The 19825-nt window shown below is 38.0% G+C and carries 13 protein-coding genes; 4 read left to right on the forward strand and 9 right to left on the reverse strand.

Features of this window, described 5'->3' with window-relative positions; all coding sequences use genetic code 11:
• Nucleotides 1–44: 44 nt before the first annotated feature.
• The 4 genes from J4051_RS13215 to J4051_RS13230 all read right to left on the reverse strand — a co-directional run bounded on the left by J4051_RS13215 (nt 45) and on the right by J4051_RS13230 (nt 5828).
• Nucleotides 45–1829: a tetratricopeptide repeat protein gene (locus tag J4051_RS13215; RefSeq protein WP_208234350.1), complete on the reverse strand. Its 1785-nt coding sequence runs from the start codon at nt 1827–1829 to the stop codon at nt 45–47.
• Between the two features lie 389 nt (nt 1830–2218).
• Nucleotides 2219–3487 (reverse strand): serine--tRNA ligase, encoded by a 1269-nt coding sequence (gene serS / locus J4051_RS13220; RefSeq protein WP_208234351.1) that lies wholly within the window; start codon nt 3485–3487, stop codon nt 2219–2221.
• Nucleotides 3488–3547: 60 nt separating this feature from the next.
• The gene (locus tag J4051_RS13225) at nt 3548–4927 is read right to left on the reverse strand and encodes an HTTM domain-containing protein (protein ID WP_236027435.1); all 1380 of its coding nucleotides are present in this window, start codon (nt 4925–4927) and stop codon (nt 3548–3550) included.
• On the reverse strand, nt 4893–5828 hold the full coding sequence (locus J4051_RS13230; protein WP_208234352.1) for a bifunctional riboflavin kinase/FAD synthetase: 936 nt from the start codon (nt 5826–5828) through the stop codon (nt 4893–4895). The genes J4051_RS13225 and J4051_RS13230 overlap by 35 nt, the downstream gene beginning before the upstream one ends.
• 403 nt (nt 5829–6231) lie before the next feature.
• Here J4051_RS13230 and J4051_RS13235 point away from each other — a divergent pair, with 403 nt between their 5' ends.
• Nucleotides 6232–9489, forward strand: a complete 3258-nt coding sequence (locus tag J4051_RS13235) for a zinc-dependent metalloprotease (protein WP_208234353.1) — start codon at nt 6232–6234, stop codon at nt 9487–9489.
• A 296-nt stretch (nt 9490–9785) separates the two neighbouring features.
• Here J4051_RS13235 and J4051_RS13240 read toward each other — a convergent pair whose 3' ends face one another.
• Both J4051_RS13240 and J4051_RS13245 read right to left on the reverse strand, forming a co-directional pair.
• Nucleotides 9786–10979, reverse strand: coding sequence for a hypothetical protein (locus J4051_RS13240; protein WP_208234354.1), 1194 nt, complete (start codon nt 10977–10979; stop codon nt 9786–9788).
• A gap of 51 nt (nt 10980–11030) precedes the next feature.
• Nucleotides 11031–13766 (reverse strand): TonB-dependent receptor, encoded by a 2736-nt coding sequence (locus J4051_RS13245; RefSeq protein ID WP_208234355.1) that lies wholly within the window; start codon nt 13764–13766, stop codon nt 11031–11033.
• Nucleotides 13767–13945: 179 nt separating this feature from the next.
• Between J4051_RS13245 and J4051_RS13250 the strand changes: the two genes are divergently transcribed.
• Both J4051_RS13250 and J4051_RS13255 read left to right on the forward strand, forming a co-directional pair.
• Nucleotides 13946–15289: a deoxyguanosinetriphosphate triphosphohydrolase gene (locus J4051_RS13250; RefSeq protein WP_208234356.1), complete on the forward strand. Its 1344-nt coding sequence runs from the start codon at nt 13946–13948 to the stop codon at nt 15287–15289.
• Between the two features lie 71 nt (nt 15290–15360).
• Nucleotides 15361–15519, forward strand: a complete 159-nt coding sequence (locus tag J4051_RS13255; RefSeq protein ID WP_208234357.1) for a hypothetical protein — start codon at nt 15361–15363, stop codon at nt 15517–15519.
• Here the strand turns inward: J4051_RS13255 and dxs are convergent.
• The gene (gene dxs / locus J4051_RS13260; RefSeq protein WP_208234358.1) at nt 15490–17274 is read right to left on the reverse strand and encodes a 1-deoxy-D-xylulose-5-phosphate synthase; all 1785 of its coding nucleotides are present in this window, start codon (nt 17272–17274) and stop codon (nt 15490–15492) included. The two genes, J4051_RS13255 and dxs, sit on opposite strands and share 30 nt — an antisense overlap.
• A gap of 61 nt (nt 17275–17335) precedes the next feature.
• Here dxs and J4051_RS13265 point away from each other — a divergent pair, with 61 nt between their 5' ends.
• Nucleotides 17336–17785: a nucleoside deaminase gene (locus J4051_RS13265; RefSeq protein ID WP_208234359.1), complete on the forward strand. Its 450-nt coding sequence runs from the start codon at nt 17336–17338 to the stop codon at nt 17783–17785.
• On the opposite strand, the gene J4051_RS13270 is transcribed toward J4051_RS13265, so the two are convergent.
• Nucleotides 17782–18015, reverse strand: a complete 234-nt coding sequence (locus J4051_RS13270; protein ID WP_208234360.1) for a hypothetical protein — start codon at nt 18013–18015, stop codon at nt 17782–17784. The two genes, J4051_RS13265 and J4051_RS13270, sit on opposite strands and share 4 nt — an antisense overlap.
• A complete protein-coding gene (locus J4051_RS13275) occupies nt 18015–19817 on the reverse strand; it encodes a chloride channel protein (RefSeq protein ID WP_208234361.1) in 1803 nt (600 codons plus the stop codon). Before J4051_RS13275 ends, J4051_RS13270 begins: the two co-directional genes overlap by 1 nt.
• Nucleotides 19818–19825 lie beyond the last annotated feature (8 nt).

Consider the following 19825-nt stretch of genomic DNA (forward strand, 5'->3'; position numbering starts at 1 on the left):
TTTAGTACTGAATGAGTAGAATTGCCGATTTTTTTAGTTGAAAATTAATTTATCGCATCGCCGCGCAACATCCTGAACTTCTTCCGTGCTTCCACAAAATAAATACTGTCTTGATGGTTAAAAAGAATTTTTTCATATAAAGCTTTTGCTTTTTCTGGTTCGGAAAGTATGTTGTTGTACAATTCTGCCAAATGATAATAGGCATCATCCGCTAAAATACCATCACTGTAATGAGCTATAATGGACTCATAATTAGAGACGGCTTTTTCATATTGCTTTTTTTGTACAAAGAGTTCTGCTTGTTTAAATAGTGCTTGGTCTTCAATACTTTCTCCCTTGTGCTCGGTCAAAACTTTGTTTAAAAGTGATATGGCTTCATCTGTTTTGTTTTGAAAAGCCATCAAATCGGCTTTGGCGTATAGTTTTAATGCCACATGAAGTGAGTCTTCGTATTTATTATCAGAAATGAGCAGTTTTAAATCTAAAGCATCGTTGGCGATCAGTTGTGAGGTGGAGGCTTTTAGTATTTTCAATTGGGACTCTGCCCATTCAAAATCGCCTTTGTAATAACTTGTTTTCGCTACTTTAAATCGGGCCTCCTGCGCGAGAACGCTGTTTTTCACATTGGATTGGATTTGTGTATAATAAATTAAGCCTTCGTTAAATTTTTCTTGAAACACTAAGATGTCAGCCAACTTCATTTTGACCGTCGCTTGTTGAAAGGCTGAAATGTTCAGTTTTAAACTTTCCTTTAAAAAATCACTAGCTTCTCCTGACCTGTTTAAATGAAATGCGAGAAAATTGCCATAACCTATTTGAAGACCCAAGGTTTGTTCGGAAATGCCATAAGTTGAGAAAAGTTGTTTGTATTTTTCTTCAATTTTGGGTAAATCTTTTGCAGTGGCATTAGTTGTTTCAATATCTAAAAGGTATTGGTTGGCCGTCAGAATTGTGGAGATATTTTGTGTGTTCTCCAACACGTAATTAAATATCTCAGTAGCTACATCACTTTCTTTTTCACTGAGTGCAGTTAAGGCCAATTCAATAATGCGGTTTAAACTTTCGCGCTGACGCATAAACAAGGCTCTTTCTTGAGTAAAGGCTTTGTCGTAGGCTTTCTCCTGAATAAACAACCAGCTAAGCATTTCGTACCAATAGGTATCTGGTTGGATTTGGATTTTTTTGAGGAGTAGCCTTCTTAAAAGTATATTATTCTCATTGTCTTTGTTTTCTGAAATAAAGTCGCTAAACTCTCTTTTGGCACTGTTTAGAAACTCAGGTCTAACTTCTACATAAGCTAAATAGTTGGTGAAGAGCATTTCAATATTGCCTTGTTCGCCGTACACGTTTGCCAATTCCCGGTTATAGTTCAACTTAGGATCAAGGGCCATCCCTTTTTCATAAGTTTTAATGGCATAATCCAGTAAGGAATGCTGTTCAAATTGTCTTCCAATAAGCGGAGCATAATCAGCGCGTTCTTCAAGCTTTGAGATGGCTTCCTCGTAATAGTCGTTGGCCTTGTCCATGGCGCCCTGTAACTGATAGTTGTATCCTAATTCTATCGTTAATGCCGGGTTTTGGTAAAGGGCCATTTTTGATTTGATGAGCGATTCTGAAGCATCAAATTGTTCCAGTTCTTGATAGGTTTTGATCAAATGGAAAATGTAGTTGTAATTATTGGGTTGCTCCTCATATAATTTTTGATATGAAATGAGTGCTTTCTCAAATTCGCCCCGTTTATAATAATCAGCGGCCAATTTTTCTTCATCGCTTTGCGAAAAAGAAAAAAAACCAAAAAGAAGAAAAAGTAAACAAATGAGCTGTTTCATAAAACTAATTTATGTAAATATAACCACTTATGAGTGCAGGTAGTGTGAATGTTTTTATAAAAAAAAATGCCTAAACGTGAGTTTAGGCATTACCATCAAAATAAATGTGCTATTAACCATTACTTATAAAATGATTCAAATATCCTGTTTTGGTATTGTAAAGTATTTTTGAGCGATTCGCGGTCTTTTAAAACAAAACTTTTATCAACAATACCACTAAGGATATTATTATTAAAATGCGTACAAAATTTTTCATCACTATGTCAATTTCAATTTGGGACTACTAACTTGAATATTTTTTAGACAATAACAAAAAAAAATGCCAAATATTCGTTGAACAACGTGAATATTTAGCATTTCATCGGATTTTGTACTACTATTCTCTCAAATTAGATTTTATCGAATCCTGTATATGGTATCAAAATATCGGGGATATTGATCCCGTCTTCAGTTTGGTAGTTCTCCAAAATTCCAGCCAGAACTCTAGGTAATGCCAAAGAGCTTCCATTAAGTGTATGTGCCAGTTCATTTTTTCCTTCTGAATTTCTAAATCGTAATTTCAAGCGGTTGGCCTGAAAGGTTTCAAAATTTGAAACCGACGAGATTTCCAGCCATCGGTCCTGTGCTGTAGAAAATACTTCAAAATCGTAGGTCAACGCTGAAGTAAATCCGAGATCGCCACCACACAAGCGTAAAATGCGGTATGGTAACTTGAGTTCATCTAAGATTTCCTTTACATGTTCAACCATGCCATCTAAGGCCTTGTAGGAGTTGTCCGGATGTTCCACACGTAAGATTTCTACTTTATCAAATTGATGCAGTCGGTTTAAACCTCTTACATGAGCGCCGTAACTTCCGGCTTCACGCCTAAAACACGGCGTATATCCTGTGATCCCAATAGGAAGGTCGGATTCATTGAGTAGCTCGTCCCTAAAGATATTGGTCCCAGGAACTTCAGAAGTAGGAATCAAATAAAGGTTGTCTTCCGTAACATGATACATCTGACCTTCTTTATCTGGTAATTGCCCAGTACCAAAGCCTGACGCTTCATTGACCAGAAGTGGCAATTGGTATTCAGTATAGCCTGCAGCAGTATTTTTATCTAAAAAATAGGAGATCAATGCCCGTTGTAATTTGGCACCTTTACCTTTATAAACGGGAAATCCTGCACCGGTAATTTTGTTCCCCAGTTCAAAATTAATGATATCATATTTTTTTGCCAATTCCCAATGCGGTAAAGCGTTGTCGTGTAAGGTTGGAATGTCTCCTTTTCTAAACACCTCTTCATTATCATCTTCTGTACTCCCCGCTGGAACACTTTTATGAGGAACGTTTGGAAGTTTATAGAGCAATTGATTCAATGCTTCAACGGTAGTATTAAGGTCCTCCCCAAGTATTTTTGAAGTTTCTTTAAGTTCTCCGGTTTTTTCTTTTAAGGCATTGGCTTTATCGGCTTGTCCGGATTTGTACAAGTTCCCGATTTCTTTAGATAAGCTGTTGGACTCTGCAAGCGTGTTATCCAATTCCGTCTGTAGGCGACGTCGGGTTTCATCAAGGGCAATGACTTCATCAATCATTTGCGCAGCATCAAGGTTTCTTTTTTTCAAACCTTCAATCACTTTTTCACGGTGATCTCTAATAAATGGTACTTGTAACATAATTTTTAATTTGATGTCAAAAATAAGGAATTTTAAGCGTCTGTTTGAAGTCTTTTAGCCTCAATCAAGATAATTGTCGTCTTCTAATTTTTTTGAGGAGTTTTCATGTTTGGACGGTCTCAGCCATTCGCTGTGTTTGAGCGGATGCCATTTCACGCTGCCCAAATCTACATCAGGGTCAATGAGCTGTCTGAGTTCGCTACCATTCACTCGAACAGAGGTGTTGACATAAATCTTTACGTCTTGACCTTTCTCTGCAAACATCTTTTTTAGGCGTTGTGCAAACTGCCAAATAACGTCAGGCTTAGTGCTGACGGTTCGCAATTGTTTTCTACTGAGATAATCTTCAATCTGTATCGGAATCTGCAAATTGGTTTCGGCATCAATAACCTTAAAAGTAGTTCGGCCGCTCTTGGCACGAAGCATCATTCGCCATGATAAACGGTGGCCTTCTTCTGTCCAGAGCACATCGTCCTTAAAAAACCAATGACGAAGCGGCAATCCAATTTGAACAATAAAGTAGATTATGAATACTACTACAAAAGGTTTGTGATAATTTGGAACGATAACTTCTTCCTGATTATAAAACGGTTTCCGCTTTAAAAAGAGGCGATGTATGGTTTTGGTAGGAAAAAAGAAGAGCACCAAAGCTAAGGATAGGTAAGGGAAAATTCCAATCTGAAATACGAAGGAATTGAATAAATGAAAGAAAATAGAAGCGAAAAACGCAAGTTTCCGTGTTGGCTTCCAAAGTAATAATGGAATAATTAGGGCGTCAAATAAAATCCCAACATAAGCAATAGCATAATGTGTCCATTTCTGTTGCAGGATCTCTCCCACCAAAAAGAGGTCTTTTTTGCCCCTCATTAATATTTCTGGCACCGTTGCATCTAACCAATCAGGGTATATTTTGGCAACAGCCCCATAGGTATAAACAATAAACATTTGAAAGATAAATACCAGGGCACACCAACGAGGCATTGAGATCATTTTGATTTCTGGATTCAAACGAGCGTCTATAGAAAGATATTTATGAGCGGGTTGAAATACCATAATACTACTTAGCAAGATCAAAAGATAATAGTGGTTGTTGTACGATGATTTCTGCATCAAATAGGTGCCTGTCCAGAGGATGGTGAAAACAAGAATACTCCACCTGTACTTATAGCCTATCATGACCAAAAGTCCGCAAAGGCCCATCACAGCATAATAAACATACATACCATTCCCAGGAAGGGGTTGAAGCCATTCAAACCCAATAAACGAAAATGTTTGTTGTGGTTCCATTAACGTTCGTCGGATCCATCCTGTAAAGATTGAGCCAACACTTTCCATAAAAATCAGAAATCCGAAAATAATCCGGAATACAATAAGCGCGCTATTGTCTATATGTTTAAAAAGGAGCTTATGCATTGAGCGCTGCAATAACTTGTTTGGCATTTACTTGATCTCGTCTTAACTGTGCGATAAGCGCCTCAACCGATTCAAATTTATGCTCATCTCTTAATCGATCCAAGAAAACTATTTTTAAATTTTGATCATAGAGATTTTGGTCAAAATCAAAAAAATGGGCTTCAATGGTTTTTTTGTCCTCGTCAAAGGTTGGGTTGACTCCGATGTTCATCATCCCAAAAATCATTTTCCCGTTATAGGTTGAAGAAACCACATAAACACCGTTTTTAGGGATGAGTTTGTAAGCATCAGGAACGTTGATATTGGCCGTGGGAAATTCCATTTTTTTACCAAATCCTTTTCCTCTGACCACAGTGCCATTAATGTAGTAGTTGTATCCTAAGAAGGAATTAGCGGTTTTGATATCGCCAGACTTGAGGGCCGTTCTTATTTTTGTCGAACTCACGGCAACATCTTCTACATCTTGGGCAGAGATTTCTTCAACTTGAAATCCGAATTCTATTCCAAATCTTTTCAAATCATCAATATTGGCGCTTCGGTTTTTTCCAAATTGATGATCATATCCGATGATTACGTGTTTGGCGTGAAGTGTATCCACTAAAATAGTTTTGACAAAATCACGCGCGGAGAGTTCTGCAAAAACCTTAGTGAACTCTTTTACGTAAATAAAGTCTAAGCCTAATGCTGATAAAATCTCTTTACGCTCAGAAATGGTATTCAACAGTTCAATGTTAGGGTTTTGTTGCAAGACCATTCGTGGATGAGGAAAAAAAGTGAGCACGACAGAGATCAAGTTTTCTTCGGATGCTTTTTTTGTGAGTTTTTTGATGATTTTTTGATGTCCGATGTGGACGCCATCAAAGGTGCCAATCGTAACTACCGATGGTGTTTGTGGGATGGAACTGTTTGATGCTGTAAGTACCTTCAATTGATTTTTTTGTAAAAATAGCTATTTCAGGGTTTAAAAAAAATTACTATTTGCGAATTGAATCTTGAGTGTTGTTATTTGGAAGTTACCGAAGCTTAGTAGTGCTCTAAAATTCAATTACAGATGCTGGTTCTTAATTTCGAAATTTGTTTTAGGGATTGCGAACAAGGTTCTGATTTAAAAAGAAGTTGTATTTTCCTTCATCAAAATAGCTGATTTTATTTTTTTTGATTTCCGTTAATTATGATGATGTTTTTACAGGAATATATTAGAATTAAGGATTTTAAATTATAAGTTGCATATGAACTCTTAAAAACATTAACAGATTGTTTTGTGATTTCTTTAATTTGAATGTAACTTTCACTCGACTATATTATGATATCAATAAATTCCTTTAAACTATATGAAAGATAACTACTTAAAGTTTAGTTTGTTTTTTATTTTCATCTTTACTTTTTCCATGATCTATGGACAAAAAAGTGAATCGCTTTGGACAAAGACAACAAAGAACAGCATTTCTCAGAAAAGATTGTTGCCACAGAATTCTACTCCGACCAAAGCCCAATACTATACATTAAATATGGAGGGTTTGAAGTCAAGATTAAAGACCGCTCCAGAAAGAGATTCAGGAAAGCTATCCAATACACTCATTGATTTTCCAAATTCTGATGGATTTATTGAAACCTTCAGAGTTATGGAATATTCAGTGATGGATCCTGCACTCCAAGAAAAATTCCCTGACATTCGTTCTTATGTTGGATATAGTTTAAAAAATTCATCTACAGTCATCTATTTTAGTGTTTCTCCAGACAACGTTCATACCATGACCATGTCTATTGAACGGGGAACAGAGTTTATTAATCCGTATGCCACAGACAATGCCTATGAGGTGTTTTCGAGGAAAAGCATTTCTGTAACCCAGAACCTTTTTGAATGCCATAATTTGGATGATGGTCTTTCGAATGGAATAGAATTAAAGGTGGATGTCTCAGCGGCAAGAAACGCTAACGACGGTACAAGACGTACGTTTAGGTTAGCGGTAGGCACAAGTATTGAGTACACAAATTTCCATGGTGGTACGGTAGCCTCTGCTTTGGCTGCAATCAATACGACTATGACAAGAGTAAATGGAATTTTTGATCGGGAATTATCCATCAGAATGACCTTAGTAGCCAATAATGATCTTTTGATTTCGACCACAGGAGACAGTATTTTTCCAAATAATGAAAGTCTTTCAACACTTACAGGCATTTTTAATGGACTTATTGGAGACACCAATTATGATATTGGACATACATTTACTACAGGCTCTGGAGGAGCTGCCTATTTACGCAGTACCTGCGACACGAACAAAGGTGGTGGAACCACTGGTTTGGCAAACCCTTTAGGAGACCCATTTGCAATTGATTATGTATCCCATGAAATTGGGCATCAGTTTGGTGCGACTCATACTTTTAATGGTTCTGCAGGAAATTGTGGAGCGGGGAATAGAACAACTGCTACGGCTTATGAGCCTGGAAGTGGTTCTACAATTTTGAGTTATGCCGGTATTTGTGGATCTCAGAATGTTCAAAACAATAGCAATGATTATTTCCATCAGGCTAGTTTAAGACAAATATGGACTAACATTACTACTGGAAGTAGCACGTGTGGCGCTTTGACGGTCACTGGAAATACAGCTCCTACAGCTGAGGCCGGGGCATCCTATAATATTCCAATTTCTACACCTTATCGATTGACGGGGTCTTCTACAGATATTGATGGTACCTCCACCCACACTTACACTTGGGAGCAGTTTGATTTGGGGTCTACTGGTATGCCTACGGAAACTACAGAATTTGGTCCAATAGTGCGATCTTTTCAAGGTACGCCAAATCCGGTGAGATACATTCCAAGACTACAAGATCTACTTGCCAATGGTGGAAATTCAACAGCTTGGGAAAAATTATCCGCAGTGGAAAGAGATATTAATTTTGTCTTGACGGTGCGAGACAATGATATTCGAGGCGGACAAACAGCTGTTGATAATATGGCTGTCACTACTGTTGCCACTGGTGGCTCGTTTAAAGTAACTTCTCAAAATTCAAATGTAACTTGGGAAATTGGATCTACCAAAACAGTTGCTTGGGATGTTGCCAATACTAATATGGCACCAATAAATGCAACAAATGTCAATATCAAATTGTCTATAGATGGTGGTGTGACTTTCCCGTATACCTTGGCTTCAAACGTCCCTAATAATGGCGCTTATGAAGTTTTGGTTCCTGCCGGTGCCAATACCACTGAAGCAAGAATTATGGTTGAAAGTGTAGGGAATATATTTTTCAATGTGAATACTTCTAATTTTGAGATCATAAGTGTTGATTATCTTTTGAATTTTTCAACGACTTCAGTTACAGTGTGTCAACCTAATGATAGTGCGGTCTATAATTTTATCTATAATACATTTGGTGGCTATTCTCAGAATACAACATTTTCAGCGGTGAATTTACCAGCAGGAATCACGGCTACATTCAGTCCAACTTCGGCAAATGCTAATGATACTCCAGTTACGATGACGCTTACTGGCATTGGAAATGCTTCGATTGGGGATTATGAAATTTCAGCAGTGGGAACCTCGGGCAGTGTAACAAACAGCTCTACAGTAGCACTTAGTGTTTTTAGCAATACTATTGATGCGCCAACATTAACCACACCTGCTAATGGGACCTCGGGACTTTACAGTGATGTGGAGCTTACCTGGGAAGAAGATGCTAATGTGGAAAATTATTTAATCGAGATTTCAACTGATAGCAATTTTATCGATATTGTAGATTCTCAGACGATAATATCAAATTCATACGCTGTTAACCTGGCCTTGGAGACCGTTTATTATTGGAGAGTTACAGGCTCCAATAGATGCGCAATAGGTACAACCTCTCCTGTTTATAGTTTCTCTACAGGAATATCTACTTGTGAGGATGCTTTTACTGCAACAGATACGCCAATTGCAATTGCAGCAATGGGTTCAAATGTCTATACTTCTGTCATAGTAGTGACAGATAACTTGCCTGTAACGGATGTGAATGTGAAAGTTAATATTGCGCATACATGGGTAAGAGATATAAAAATGGTTTTGATCAGTCCAGCAGGGACTCGAATTGTATTATCTAACAACAATGGCGTTGATTTTGAGGAAAATTACACGAACACAGTATTTGATCAAGAAGCCTTAACTTCTATCATCGATGCGAACGCACCTTTTACGGGCTCTTTTATTCCTGAAGAAGATTTGTCTGCAATTTATGGCGAAATGTCTGCGGGAAATTGGACTCTGGAAGTCACGGATCTTTTTGATAATGATGGTGGAAGCTTAGATGAGTTTACATTAGAGCTCTGTCTGGCGCAACCTTTATCTATTGAAGAAAACAGCTTTGATGCTTTTGCAATTTTCCCGAATCCGAATAATGGGATCTTTACAATTAAACTACAGTCTCATTCTGGTTTGGAAATTAAGGTCGCAATTTTCGATATTAGAGGGAGAAAAGTTATGGAGAATCGTTTTGAGAATACCACTAACTTTAGAGAAGTCATCCGATTGGATCATGCAGAATCTGGAATGTATTTGATCAATATCTCGGATGGATTTAAATCGGTTACAAGAAAGATTTTAGTTAATTAAAGAATGCTTAGTGACGTACTAAAGCCGTCTCAATTACTTAATTAAGACGGTTTTTTTTATGGACTTTTTGGAAACTGTAGATAGTATAATTCAGTATTTATTTAAAATCATAGGATTGCATTGTTTGTCATATTTCAATGTAAAACAAAAAAAAGACCCTTTCAAAAGATTGAAAAGGTCTGTTGCAACTTAAAGACTAACTCAAATATTAACTTGCATTTTATTCATACCAGTGGGTTTTTATACCTCGAGGCATACCCGCCCGTGCCGGTTGGACGGCCCCGAAGTTCTTGATTTTATAAACCTATGGTCCAGCCATTCGCCCAAGCAGGTTTTGCACTGCCGTTACCTGCACCTGTAGCATTTTCATTGATGCTATACACACCTGATACATCAACAGCTTCACCTGCAGTGTTTTTCCCTACAGATAGTGTGGTGACATTGTCAAACCTCACATTTGTAGCAGCTAAACTGCCTGCGGTGACATAACCTACACTTTCATCATGTTGAATGTCGAACCCAGTTTTCCAGTTGCTCAGTACCACATTGTCAAATTGTGCTTGAGTACCCACTCTCAACTTAATGGCTTGTGTTTCAGAACTTGTGTCAGCAGCTCCCAAACCAACTAAGGTGAGGTTTTTAATAGTTGGGTTAGAGATTGGTGTAGCCAAATGATTATTGGAGTTGTTATCTGCTTCAATGCCTCTATTGCCCGCATTTGTTCTGATACCATACCAGTTTTCACCAGTTCCTGACCAACCTTCAGTCCAATCGAATAAATCATCACCTACATCTTCAGAAAAGTTACTTACCACTAAATATTTAGCCGTAGCAGTTCCTCCAAAAAACTCAAAACCGTCATCTGAACCCTCATGAACTTGAACATATTCTATGGTTGTACCACTACCCACGCCGAAAAGTGAGAGACCATTGAATTCTTTTTCTGAATTGTAAGCAAATCCAGAGTATTCAATTCTCAAATATTTAAGAGATCCTGAGCTATCATTCGCATCGCCTCCTCCGTAGGTCAAATCAGAGACTTCAGCAGAAGCGGTGGTGCCTTTGTTTATTGGAGCATTTCCGCATAATACCAGTCCTCCCCAAGCGCCAGGAGCATGAGTTGTGGAGGTCATAACTACTGGGTTGGAAGCCGTGCCTTGCACATCAATTTCACCATTTTGTGCAACAGCAATATAGCGTACCGCCGCAAAATCACCACTTGTGGCTGAGGTAGCTTCTATTTTAACGCCGCTTTTAATCGTCAGCTTCGCGCCCGCGTTGACAATTAATTTTCCGGTTAATTTATAAGTTCCTGATTCCAAAATGACTTCCCCGTCGTTGATTTCTCCTGTAAGATTATCACGATCTAAGACAAATGTAGTTCCACCATCATCATCCGATGAGTTGTCATCATCACTTGAACAGGCCGTTGTAAATATTAAAGCAAATAAAAGTGCTGTTCCTAAAAGTTTCGAAATTGTTTTTTTCATAATGTTACTTGTTAATTGATTTTGGTTATTTAATTTATAATTATTGAGTTGTTATAATTTGTAACGCAATCCTAATTTGAAAAACGCTCCACGCTTGTACGACAGTACCGTAATATCTTCTGATTCATTTTCTTGAACTCTTTTTACGGCTGGATTAAGCAAATTCTTGATCGAGAAATCGAGACCTATGTGCTTGTTTATTTTTGTTTTTAGTATGAAATCCAAAATACCCACACCTTTATCGACCAGATTTCCTTTGGTTTCTACACCAAGGGCATAAAGTCTGTCTGAAGTATAGGAATAAGCTAAGGTGGCCATCAAGTTAGCGTCACTACTAAACTTTGTGAGGTATGATAAATCTGCGTTCAACAAAAAATCAGAAGCTCCGGTAAAACCTGAAGTGTCATGTGTTAGATTGGTGTTGTAATTTGTTTCTTGCCTTACTTTTTCAGAATCCAAATCTTGAGTTGTTTGCATATAAGTGGCATTCAACCCTGCAGAAAGTTGATTGGAATGGGCTTCATCAAACTTGAAAATATCCTTTCTGAGTTCGATTTCAGCACCATAAACATATCCGGCATCTCCTGTATTTATAAATGAAATATCATTGGTGGAAGAGGCTAAAGTGATTTCGTTGATCGGATCCAGAATGTATTTTCCAAAGACTGTGACAGAAAAAAGCTCTGAACTTTTAGGGAAAACTTCCCATTTTAAATCGAGATTATAATTTTGTGAAGGATAGAGATCTGGATTACCAACTTTTACCTCTGTGACATCCTCATAAATAAAGAGGGCTCTCTCCTTAAATTGTGGGAGCGTATAGGTTTTACTCGCGCCTAAACGTAAATTTTGTTTGTCATTCAATTCATACTTTAAAATAACACTTGGCAAAAACTCATTTCTGTCGAATGTGTTGCTTTTTCCTGAGGCGTCGAGTTGTGTTCTCCAAGACACGGTCTGTTCTACTTTTTCAAAGCGCAGGCCTGCCATAGCGCTCAGTTTTTCTGAAAATTGATATTCCAAACTCGCATAACCAGCGTGAATGTTTTGATCACCATCATAAGTTTGAGGGGTTAAGCCAGCGAAGGATTCAATGCCAAATAAGCCATTATCAAAATTCTGTTGGTTTAAGAACAGGTCTAAATTGTCAGGGTCAATCGGTGTATTTAATTGAGATCCTGAAATTCTGAAATTAAATTGAATGGCTTCAAAATCACGTTTTTTAAATCTTCCGTTATAGCCTAAAGTCACTTTGCCTTTGGAATTGCCATCCACATCTTCATTAAGTTTATAGTTTACTGAGAGGTTGGCGGCCAATTCATCTTCAATCAAGTTTTGATAATATCGGTGGTTGTCGGTAATGGTGTTTTGCGCAAAAACATAACCATTGGCATCGTCCGAATACTTTAAGGTGTTTTGACTTCTATCTGGCATGTCACCCTCTACCTTGTTGTAAGAAGTTGCCCAGTCAAAATTGAATTTATCGGATAACTTATGGTTCCCCAACAGTTGATGAATCAATAAAGTATTTTGAATGTAAGTGCTGCGTTGTATCAGTCCGTTGTCCTCTTCAGCAATGTCACGAATAAATCCTTGATAAGTATCTCTAATTTGCTCTGAAGAATTGACCATTAAAAAGTTATAGGCAATTTTATGCATGGCGTTGATGCGATAATTGGCATTGAACATGCCTGTCGTATTGGTGTTGTAAGAAAATCGTTCTTGTTGAAAAGATTTTAGTTTTGCACCTTGCGCACTGACGCTTTGGTTAATGCCTTCACGAGATTCAAAGTTATTGTCAAAACTTGCAGTAGCAAATAAGTTAAGCCTGCCCTCATCTCCAATCTCGAAAGATTTGCCCGCTTTTAATCCGAAATTGCTTCCTAATGGCTTTTCTTTTACGGGTGCTAAGCTATTTTCAAAATGATAACCGCTTAGTGGATTATTGGGAACGCCATAAGAAGAGAAACCAGATCTATTTGGGCCATCCTGTAATTTGAAATCATTGAATTTATTCATGGCATTTGTTCCCATGGTGGAGCCTAACGAAAATTCAAACATCCTCTTGCCTCGATAGTTAATGGAAGTTATATCAACATTTCCACCAGCGAAATCTCCTGAGATTTTCGGACTATAAACCTTATCAATTGATATATATTCTACGATATCTGTCGAAAAAAGATCAAGGTCTATGTTTTTCTTTTCAGGATCATTTGAGGTTACAGGAAGGCCATTAATGGAGGTTGAATTATAGCGATCGCCAAGACCACGCACATAGATTGTATTGGATCCTTCCTGTTTTGAAACCCCTGTCGTTTTGGTTACAGCAGTAGCAACATCACTCACACCTTTTCTTGACAATTCTTCAATACCAATACTTTGCTTAATTTCAATGGCCCTTTTTTGGTCCATCAATAAAGCAGTTTCACTGATTTTTCGGGTGGTTGCGTTAATGAGCACCTCATCTAAACTTGCAGCGCTGGCAACCATATCAACATCGATACTGACTACTTTTCCTGCCTCTAATGCCACTTCCATTTCCTTAGTTTCATAGCCGACAAAGCTGTAGATGAGCGTGTAGCGTCCTTCATTTAAATTATCAAAAACGTACACACCGTCCATATCTGACGTGGTTCCAATGGTGGTGCCTTTTATCAGAACGTTTCCAAAAGCTAAAGGCTCATTGTTATATTCTTTATCAATTAATTTTCCGGCTATAGATGCTGTAGATTGTGCACTCAGAATTGAGGTGAAAAGAAATGGCAATGCAATTAAAATATACTTCATTTGTTGGTTATAAATATTCACTGCAAAGAAAGCCATGATGTGCAAGAGGAAGGTTAAGTCAAGATGAAACCTAAGTCATAAAAAAGTTAGGTGAATGTTAGCTTTGGGTTAATTATTACAAAATGGACATCTTAATTTAACATTGAAAAATGTATCTTGCGGACGCATAAAACCTTACTATGAACTGGGAACAATTATTGTCATTAAAACGATTTGGAGATTCGCATAAACGTATTAGAAAAGAACAGGATGAAACCCGTTTGGGCTTTGAAGTGGATTATGATCGTATCATTTTTTCTTCTGAATTTAGAAGCCTTCAGGATAAAACCCAGGTCATTCCTTTGTCACAAACTGATTTTGTTCACACCCGCTTGACCCATAGTTTGGAAGTAAGCGTCGTGGGAAGAAGTCTTGGCAGGCGTGTGGGACAAGAAGTATTGGCCAAATATCCTCATCTTCAAAACATCCATGGCTATCAGACCAATGATTTTGGGGCCATTGTGGCTGCAGCTGCCTTGGCCCATGATATTGGAAATCCGCCGTTTGGACATTCTGGTGAAAAAGCGATTGGCGAATTTTTTAAAAACGGCAATGGCAAACGGTTTAAAGACCATTTGACGGATAAGGAATATCAAGATTTATGCGATTTTGAAGGCAATGCGAATGGTTTTAAAATATTGACTGAAAGTCGCGTGGGGAGATTAGGTGGTTTGCGATTAAGTTACGCAACCCTCGGGGCTTTTATGAAATATCCGAAAGAATCCTTACCCAAAAAACCAACGCCGAATATTGCGGATAAAAAATACGGATTTTTTCAAAGTGAAAAGGAGGCCTTTGCAGATGTAGCTCAGGAACTCGGATTGATAAATCGTGGGAATACCCAAAATGTGAGCTATTCCAGACACCCCTTGGCTTTTCTGGTTGAAGCTGCTGACGATATTTGTTACACCATAATCGATTTTGAAGATGGTATCAATTTAGGCTTGATTGAGGAAGAATTTGCATTGGAATATCTCATCAAATTAGTGAAGAACACCATTAATTCTAAAAATTACCATGCCTTATCCAACACCGAAGATCGAGTCAGTTACTTGCGCGCCTTGGCAATTAGCACATTGATCAACGAGGCTGTTGAGTTATTTATGGCCCATGAGGGAGACATTCTAAATGGTACTTTCGATAAGGCATTATTGGACGTTTCTAAATATCAAGCTCAGATAAATGATATTATCAAACTAAGTGTTGAAAAAGTGTATCAGTCGGAAGAAGTTGTGGATAAGGAGATAGCAGGTTTTAAAATCATCGACGGTATTTTGGATGTTTTTACAGATACCATCAGTAATCATCATCATGGCACTTTAAGCAACTATCACAAATTGGTGCTTAAAATCTTCCCAAAAACTTTGGATCTGGATAAAGAAAATTTATACAACAGCTTAATGGGCATTTGCAATTATATTGCTAAATTCTCAGACAGTAAGGCCATATCAACTCATAAAAAATTGAAGGGAACTCACTTTTAAATACATTTCATCGGATAAATTTGCTTTTAATCGATATTTATGTATATTTGATGAATCCTAACATAATTATTATGAAAAAGAATGCATTTACCGCCATCGTTATCATGCTTATAACTGTAGCTTTTTTATTTGTGGTTAATGATCTTTCACACACTAAGGAACAGCCATCACAAGCTAACATTCATAAGACGCAACAGCACTTAGATTTTGCGGGTTTTGACGAAGAGTAGAGCTGCTTCGATCGTTTTTATAATATGATAGGCATCTACGTTAGCCAATTGTTGTAATTGCGCCACACTGCCTTGTTCGATGAAAGTATCAGGAATACCTAATGTTTTTATGGGAATGTAATAATTGTGCTCCGCTGCAAATTCTAAAACTGCCGATCCAAATCCGCCTTTGATTGTCCCGTCCTCCACGGTGATGATGTAAGCGAATTTTTTGAAAATCTCATGTAATAGTGCTTCATCCAAAGGTTTTACAAATCGCATATCATAATGTGCAACTTTGTTATTAGCACTCAATTTCGAAATAGCTGCTTTTGCATTTTCAGCAATAAATCCAATGGTTAAAATGACGATCTCACTTCCTTCTTTAAGTAATTCACCTTTCCCTATCTCCAGTTTTTTAAATGATTGTTTCCAGTCTGGAGTGACACCATAACCACGAGGATACCTAATGGCAATCGGATGTTCAAGACCCAATTGTGCTGTGTACATGATATTGCGCAATTCAGTTTCGTCCCGTGGCGCAAAAATGATGAGGTTCGGAATGCATCTCAAATAAGCCAAATCAAAAACACCATGATGGGTAGCACCATCTTCACCAACCAAACCCGCACGATCCAAACAAAAAATAACAGGCAGATTCTGTAAAGCGACATCATGAATGACTTGGTCATAAGCACGCTGTAAAAAAGTAGAGTAAATATTGCAAAAAACCACCATGCCCTGTGTTGCCATTCCTGCGGAAAGCGTGACGGCATGTTGTTCTGCGATACCCACATCAAAGGCCCGATCGGGCATTAGGTCCATCATGTATTTTAATGAACTTCCTGTTGGCATTGCAGGTGTAATGCCTACAATCTTCGGATTCTGTTTTGCCAATTCAACAATGGTCAGCCCAAAAACATCTTGGAACTTAGTGAGTGTAGACGCTGATTTTATAGCCAACTCTCCTGTTAGGGAATCGAATTTTCCTGGAGCATGATAGGTAACTTGATTTTCCTCTGCTTGTCTTAACCCTTTTCCTTTGGTAGTAATGACGTGCAAAAACTTGGGACCTTTTACCGTTTTGAGTCGGTTGAGTTCCTTGATGATCACGTCTAAATCATGACCGTCAATGGGACCGGTATAATCAAAATTTAAGGCCTCAAAAATATTGTCTTGTTTTTCAGTGCCTTTTTTGACATTGGTCAGATATTGTTTTAATGCACCGACGCTTGGGTCTATCCCAATAGCATTATCATTGAGGATTACCAAAAAATCGGCATCCGTAACACCTGCATGATTGAGACCCTCAAAAGCCATTCCGCTCGCAATAGATGCATCACCAATAATGGCGACATGATGTTTGTGATCACCTTTCAATTGGGAGGCAATAGCCATTCCCAAAGCCGCAGAAATGGAGGTAGAAGAATGCCCAACGCCAAAAGTGTCATATACGCTTTCATCTCGTTTTGGAAAACCACTGATGCCATGAAGTTGTCTATTGGTATGGAAAATCGATTTTCTACCCGTCAGGATTTTGTGTCCGTAGGCTTGATGCCCAACATCCCAAACCAATAAATCCTCAGGTGTATTATAAACATAATGAAGGGCAATGGTCAGTTCCACCACCCCAAGACTGGCGCCCAGATGCCCTTCTTTAGTGGCTACAATATCAATAATAAACTCGCGTAAGTCTTTGGCAAGTTGTGGTAAATCCTCTTGATTTAAGAGCCTTAATTCAGAAGGCGAATTGATATGATCCAATAATTTTTTCATCAGAGTACAAATGTAGCATTTGAAATTGTATTTTTGATTTTTAACCTTTGAAGATTGTACAGTGGAAAACCCTTTTGATGATGTTTACTTTATGAAAAAAGCCTTGCAGGAGGCCGAATACGCTTTTGAAAAGGGTGAAATTCCTGTGGGTGCACTCATTGTGATTGATAACAGGATCATTGCAAGAGCCCATAACCTGACCGAGCTTCTTGTTGATGTGACGGCTCATGCCGAGATGCAGGCCATTACTGCGGCATCTAATTTCTTAGGTGGTAAATATCTGAACAATTGCACTTTATATGTCACTTTAGAGCCATGCCAAATGTGTGCCGGTGCATTGTATTGGAGCCAAATTAGTAAGATTGTCTATGGCGCAAAAGATGACGAAAGAGGCTGTACAGCACTGAACACCAAACTACATCCGAAAACGGTCATGGTTGGCGGTGTTTTAGCGGAAGAATCCTCGCGGTTGTTAAAACGGTTTTTTATTGAAAAACGAAATCTGAATTAGAAATTGTGTTTTTCTTTATCGCGCATCTTGTCAAGATTTTCCTTGGTAAGCATATAATCTCTAAAGTCTTTATCTTTCCATCGGTAATAGGCAAATAATGGAAATACCAGCACAAACAGACCCATGGTTCCAAAACCAATGAATTTTTGAGAATATTCAGTTTCGACCATAAGCCCTACAGCAATACTGCCAACAGCAGCGATAGATAGAAAGATTATTAGATATTTCATTATTTATTAAAGTTAATCAATTGACGTCTATAAGCAGTCAATAGTTTGGATTTTGATACAAAACCGTCATATTTTCCGTTTTTTAGCACTGGAAGGTTCCAAGCTCCAGAACTTTGAAATTTGTCCATAACGGTTTGCATTGTATCTTCTTCAAAGATAATGACATCTGGAGGATTATGGATATAGTCTTTCACAAAAGTCGTGTCATATAATTTCTGATCAAACAATAATTCACGAATATCATCCAACAAAATAATACCTAAAAACTGGTTGTCCTCATCTGTTACGGGGAACAAATTTCGTGTTGATTTTGACACCCCTTCGTGCAGCATTTCTCCAAAGGTCATTTTTGGATGTAGGGTGATAAAGTTTCTTTCAATCACACTTTCAAGGCGCATTAGGGTCAGCACATTTTTATCTCTGTCATGAGTTAATAAGTCACCTCGTTCCGCCAATTCCCGCGTGTAAATGGTATGTTCCATATAGTTTTTGGTGATCATATACGAAATGGCCACCGTAATCATTAAAGGCAAAAACAGTGCGTAACCTCCAGTAATTTCGGCAATTAAAAATATAGCGGTCAACGGTGCGTGAATCACTCCTGCAATCAATCCTGCCATGCCGACCAATGTGAAATTAGCTTCGGAAACTTGAAAACCTAATCCTAAATTATTTAATGTTTTAGCAATAACATTTCCTAAGGCACTTCCCATCACCATTGTTGGGACAATGACCCCACCTACGCCACCCGCTGCAAACGTGGTGGTCATGGCGATAACCTTAAAAATTGAAAATCCGAGAAGAAGGACAATGACCACCCACACATTATCCAAATATTTGTCGAAGGGATTGGAGCCTAAAGCACTCAAATAATCACCGCTAAACAAATCGCGTGTAAAACTTAATCCCTCCCCATAAAGTGGTGGAATGAAATAAAGCATGATTCCTATGGCGAGACCTCCAACCAACAACTTCACAAAACGTGTTTTAAATCGGTCAAAAAAAGCATAAATCGCAAAATAGATCTTTGTAAAATACAATGAGGCAATCCCGGTGCCAATGCCTAAAATAATATAGAATGGGGTGTCTGAGATCGAAAAATTATCTGAAACCGAAAAGTTGAATAATACCTCATCTCCCAAAAAGAAGTAAGAGGTCAAAATCGAACAAATTGAAGCGATTAGCAATGGCAATAATGAGACAAAGGTCAAGTCAAGACTGAACACTTCAATAGCAAAAACGATCCCTGCTATGGGTGACTTAAACATAGAAGCCATAGCTCCAGCTGTGGCGCAGGCAATGAGTAAGGTTCTGGTTTTTTTGTCCACATGCAGCAACCTACTTAAGTTGGAGCTCAAAGCTGATCCTGAAGTAATGGCTGGGCCTAAAAGCCCGACAGATCCACCAAAACCAACGGTTAGTGGCGCCAAAATTAAAGGGTGATAGATAAGTTTATAAGACAATAGTCCTTTTTGTCGCAATAGAGAATATAATAGAGATGGAATGGCTCGTTTTAAAAACGAAGGTACTGTGGGGACAAGTTCTTTTCTTACAAGGTATTTTCTAAAGAGATATACCAGCAATAGTCCGATAAACGGTAAAATAAAGTAAAGTTGATTTTCTGAAACAACAATGCCCTGCTCCAAAGCTTTTTGAATGGCAAAAGTGATGTTTTTCAATGTTACAGAGGCCAAGCCCACCATTAAGCCAACAATAATACAAAGGATATAAACATAGTTTTTTTGTGAAATATATTTATATCTCAAAATTAAAAAACGTTTTAATGATTTATGCTTTGGCATTGCTTTAT

This window comes from Gelidibacter pelagius (genome assembly GCF_017581925.1).
Lineage (GTDB): Bacteria > Bacteroidota > Bacteroidia > Flavobacteriales > Flavobacteriaceae > Gelidibacter > Gelidibacter pelagius.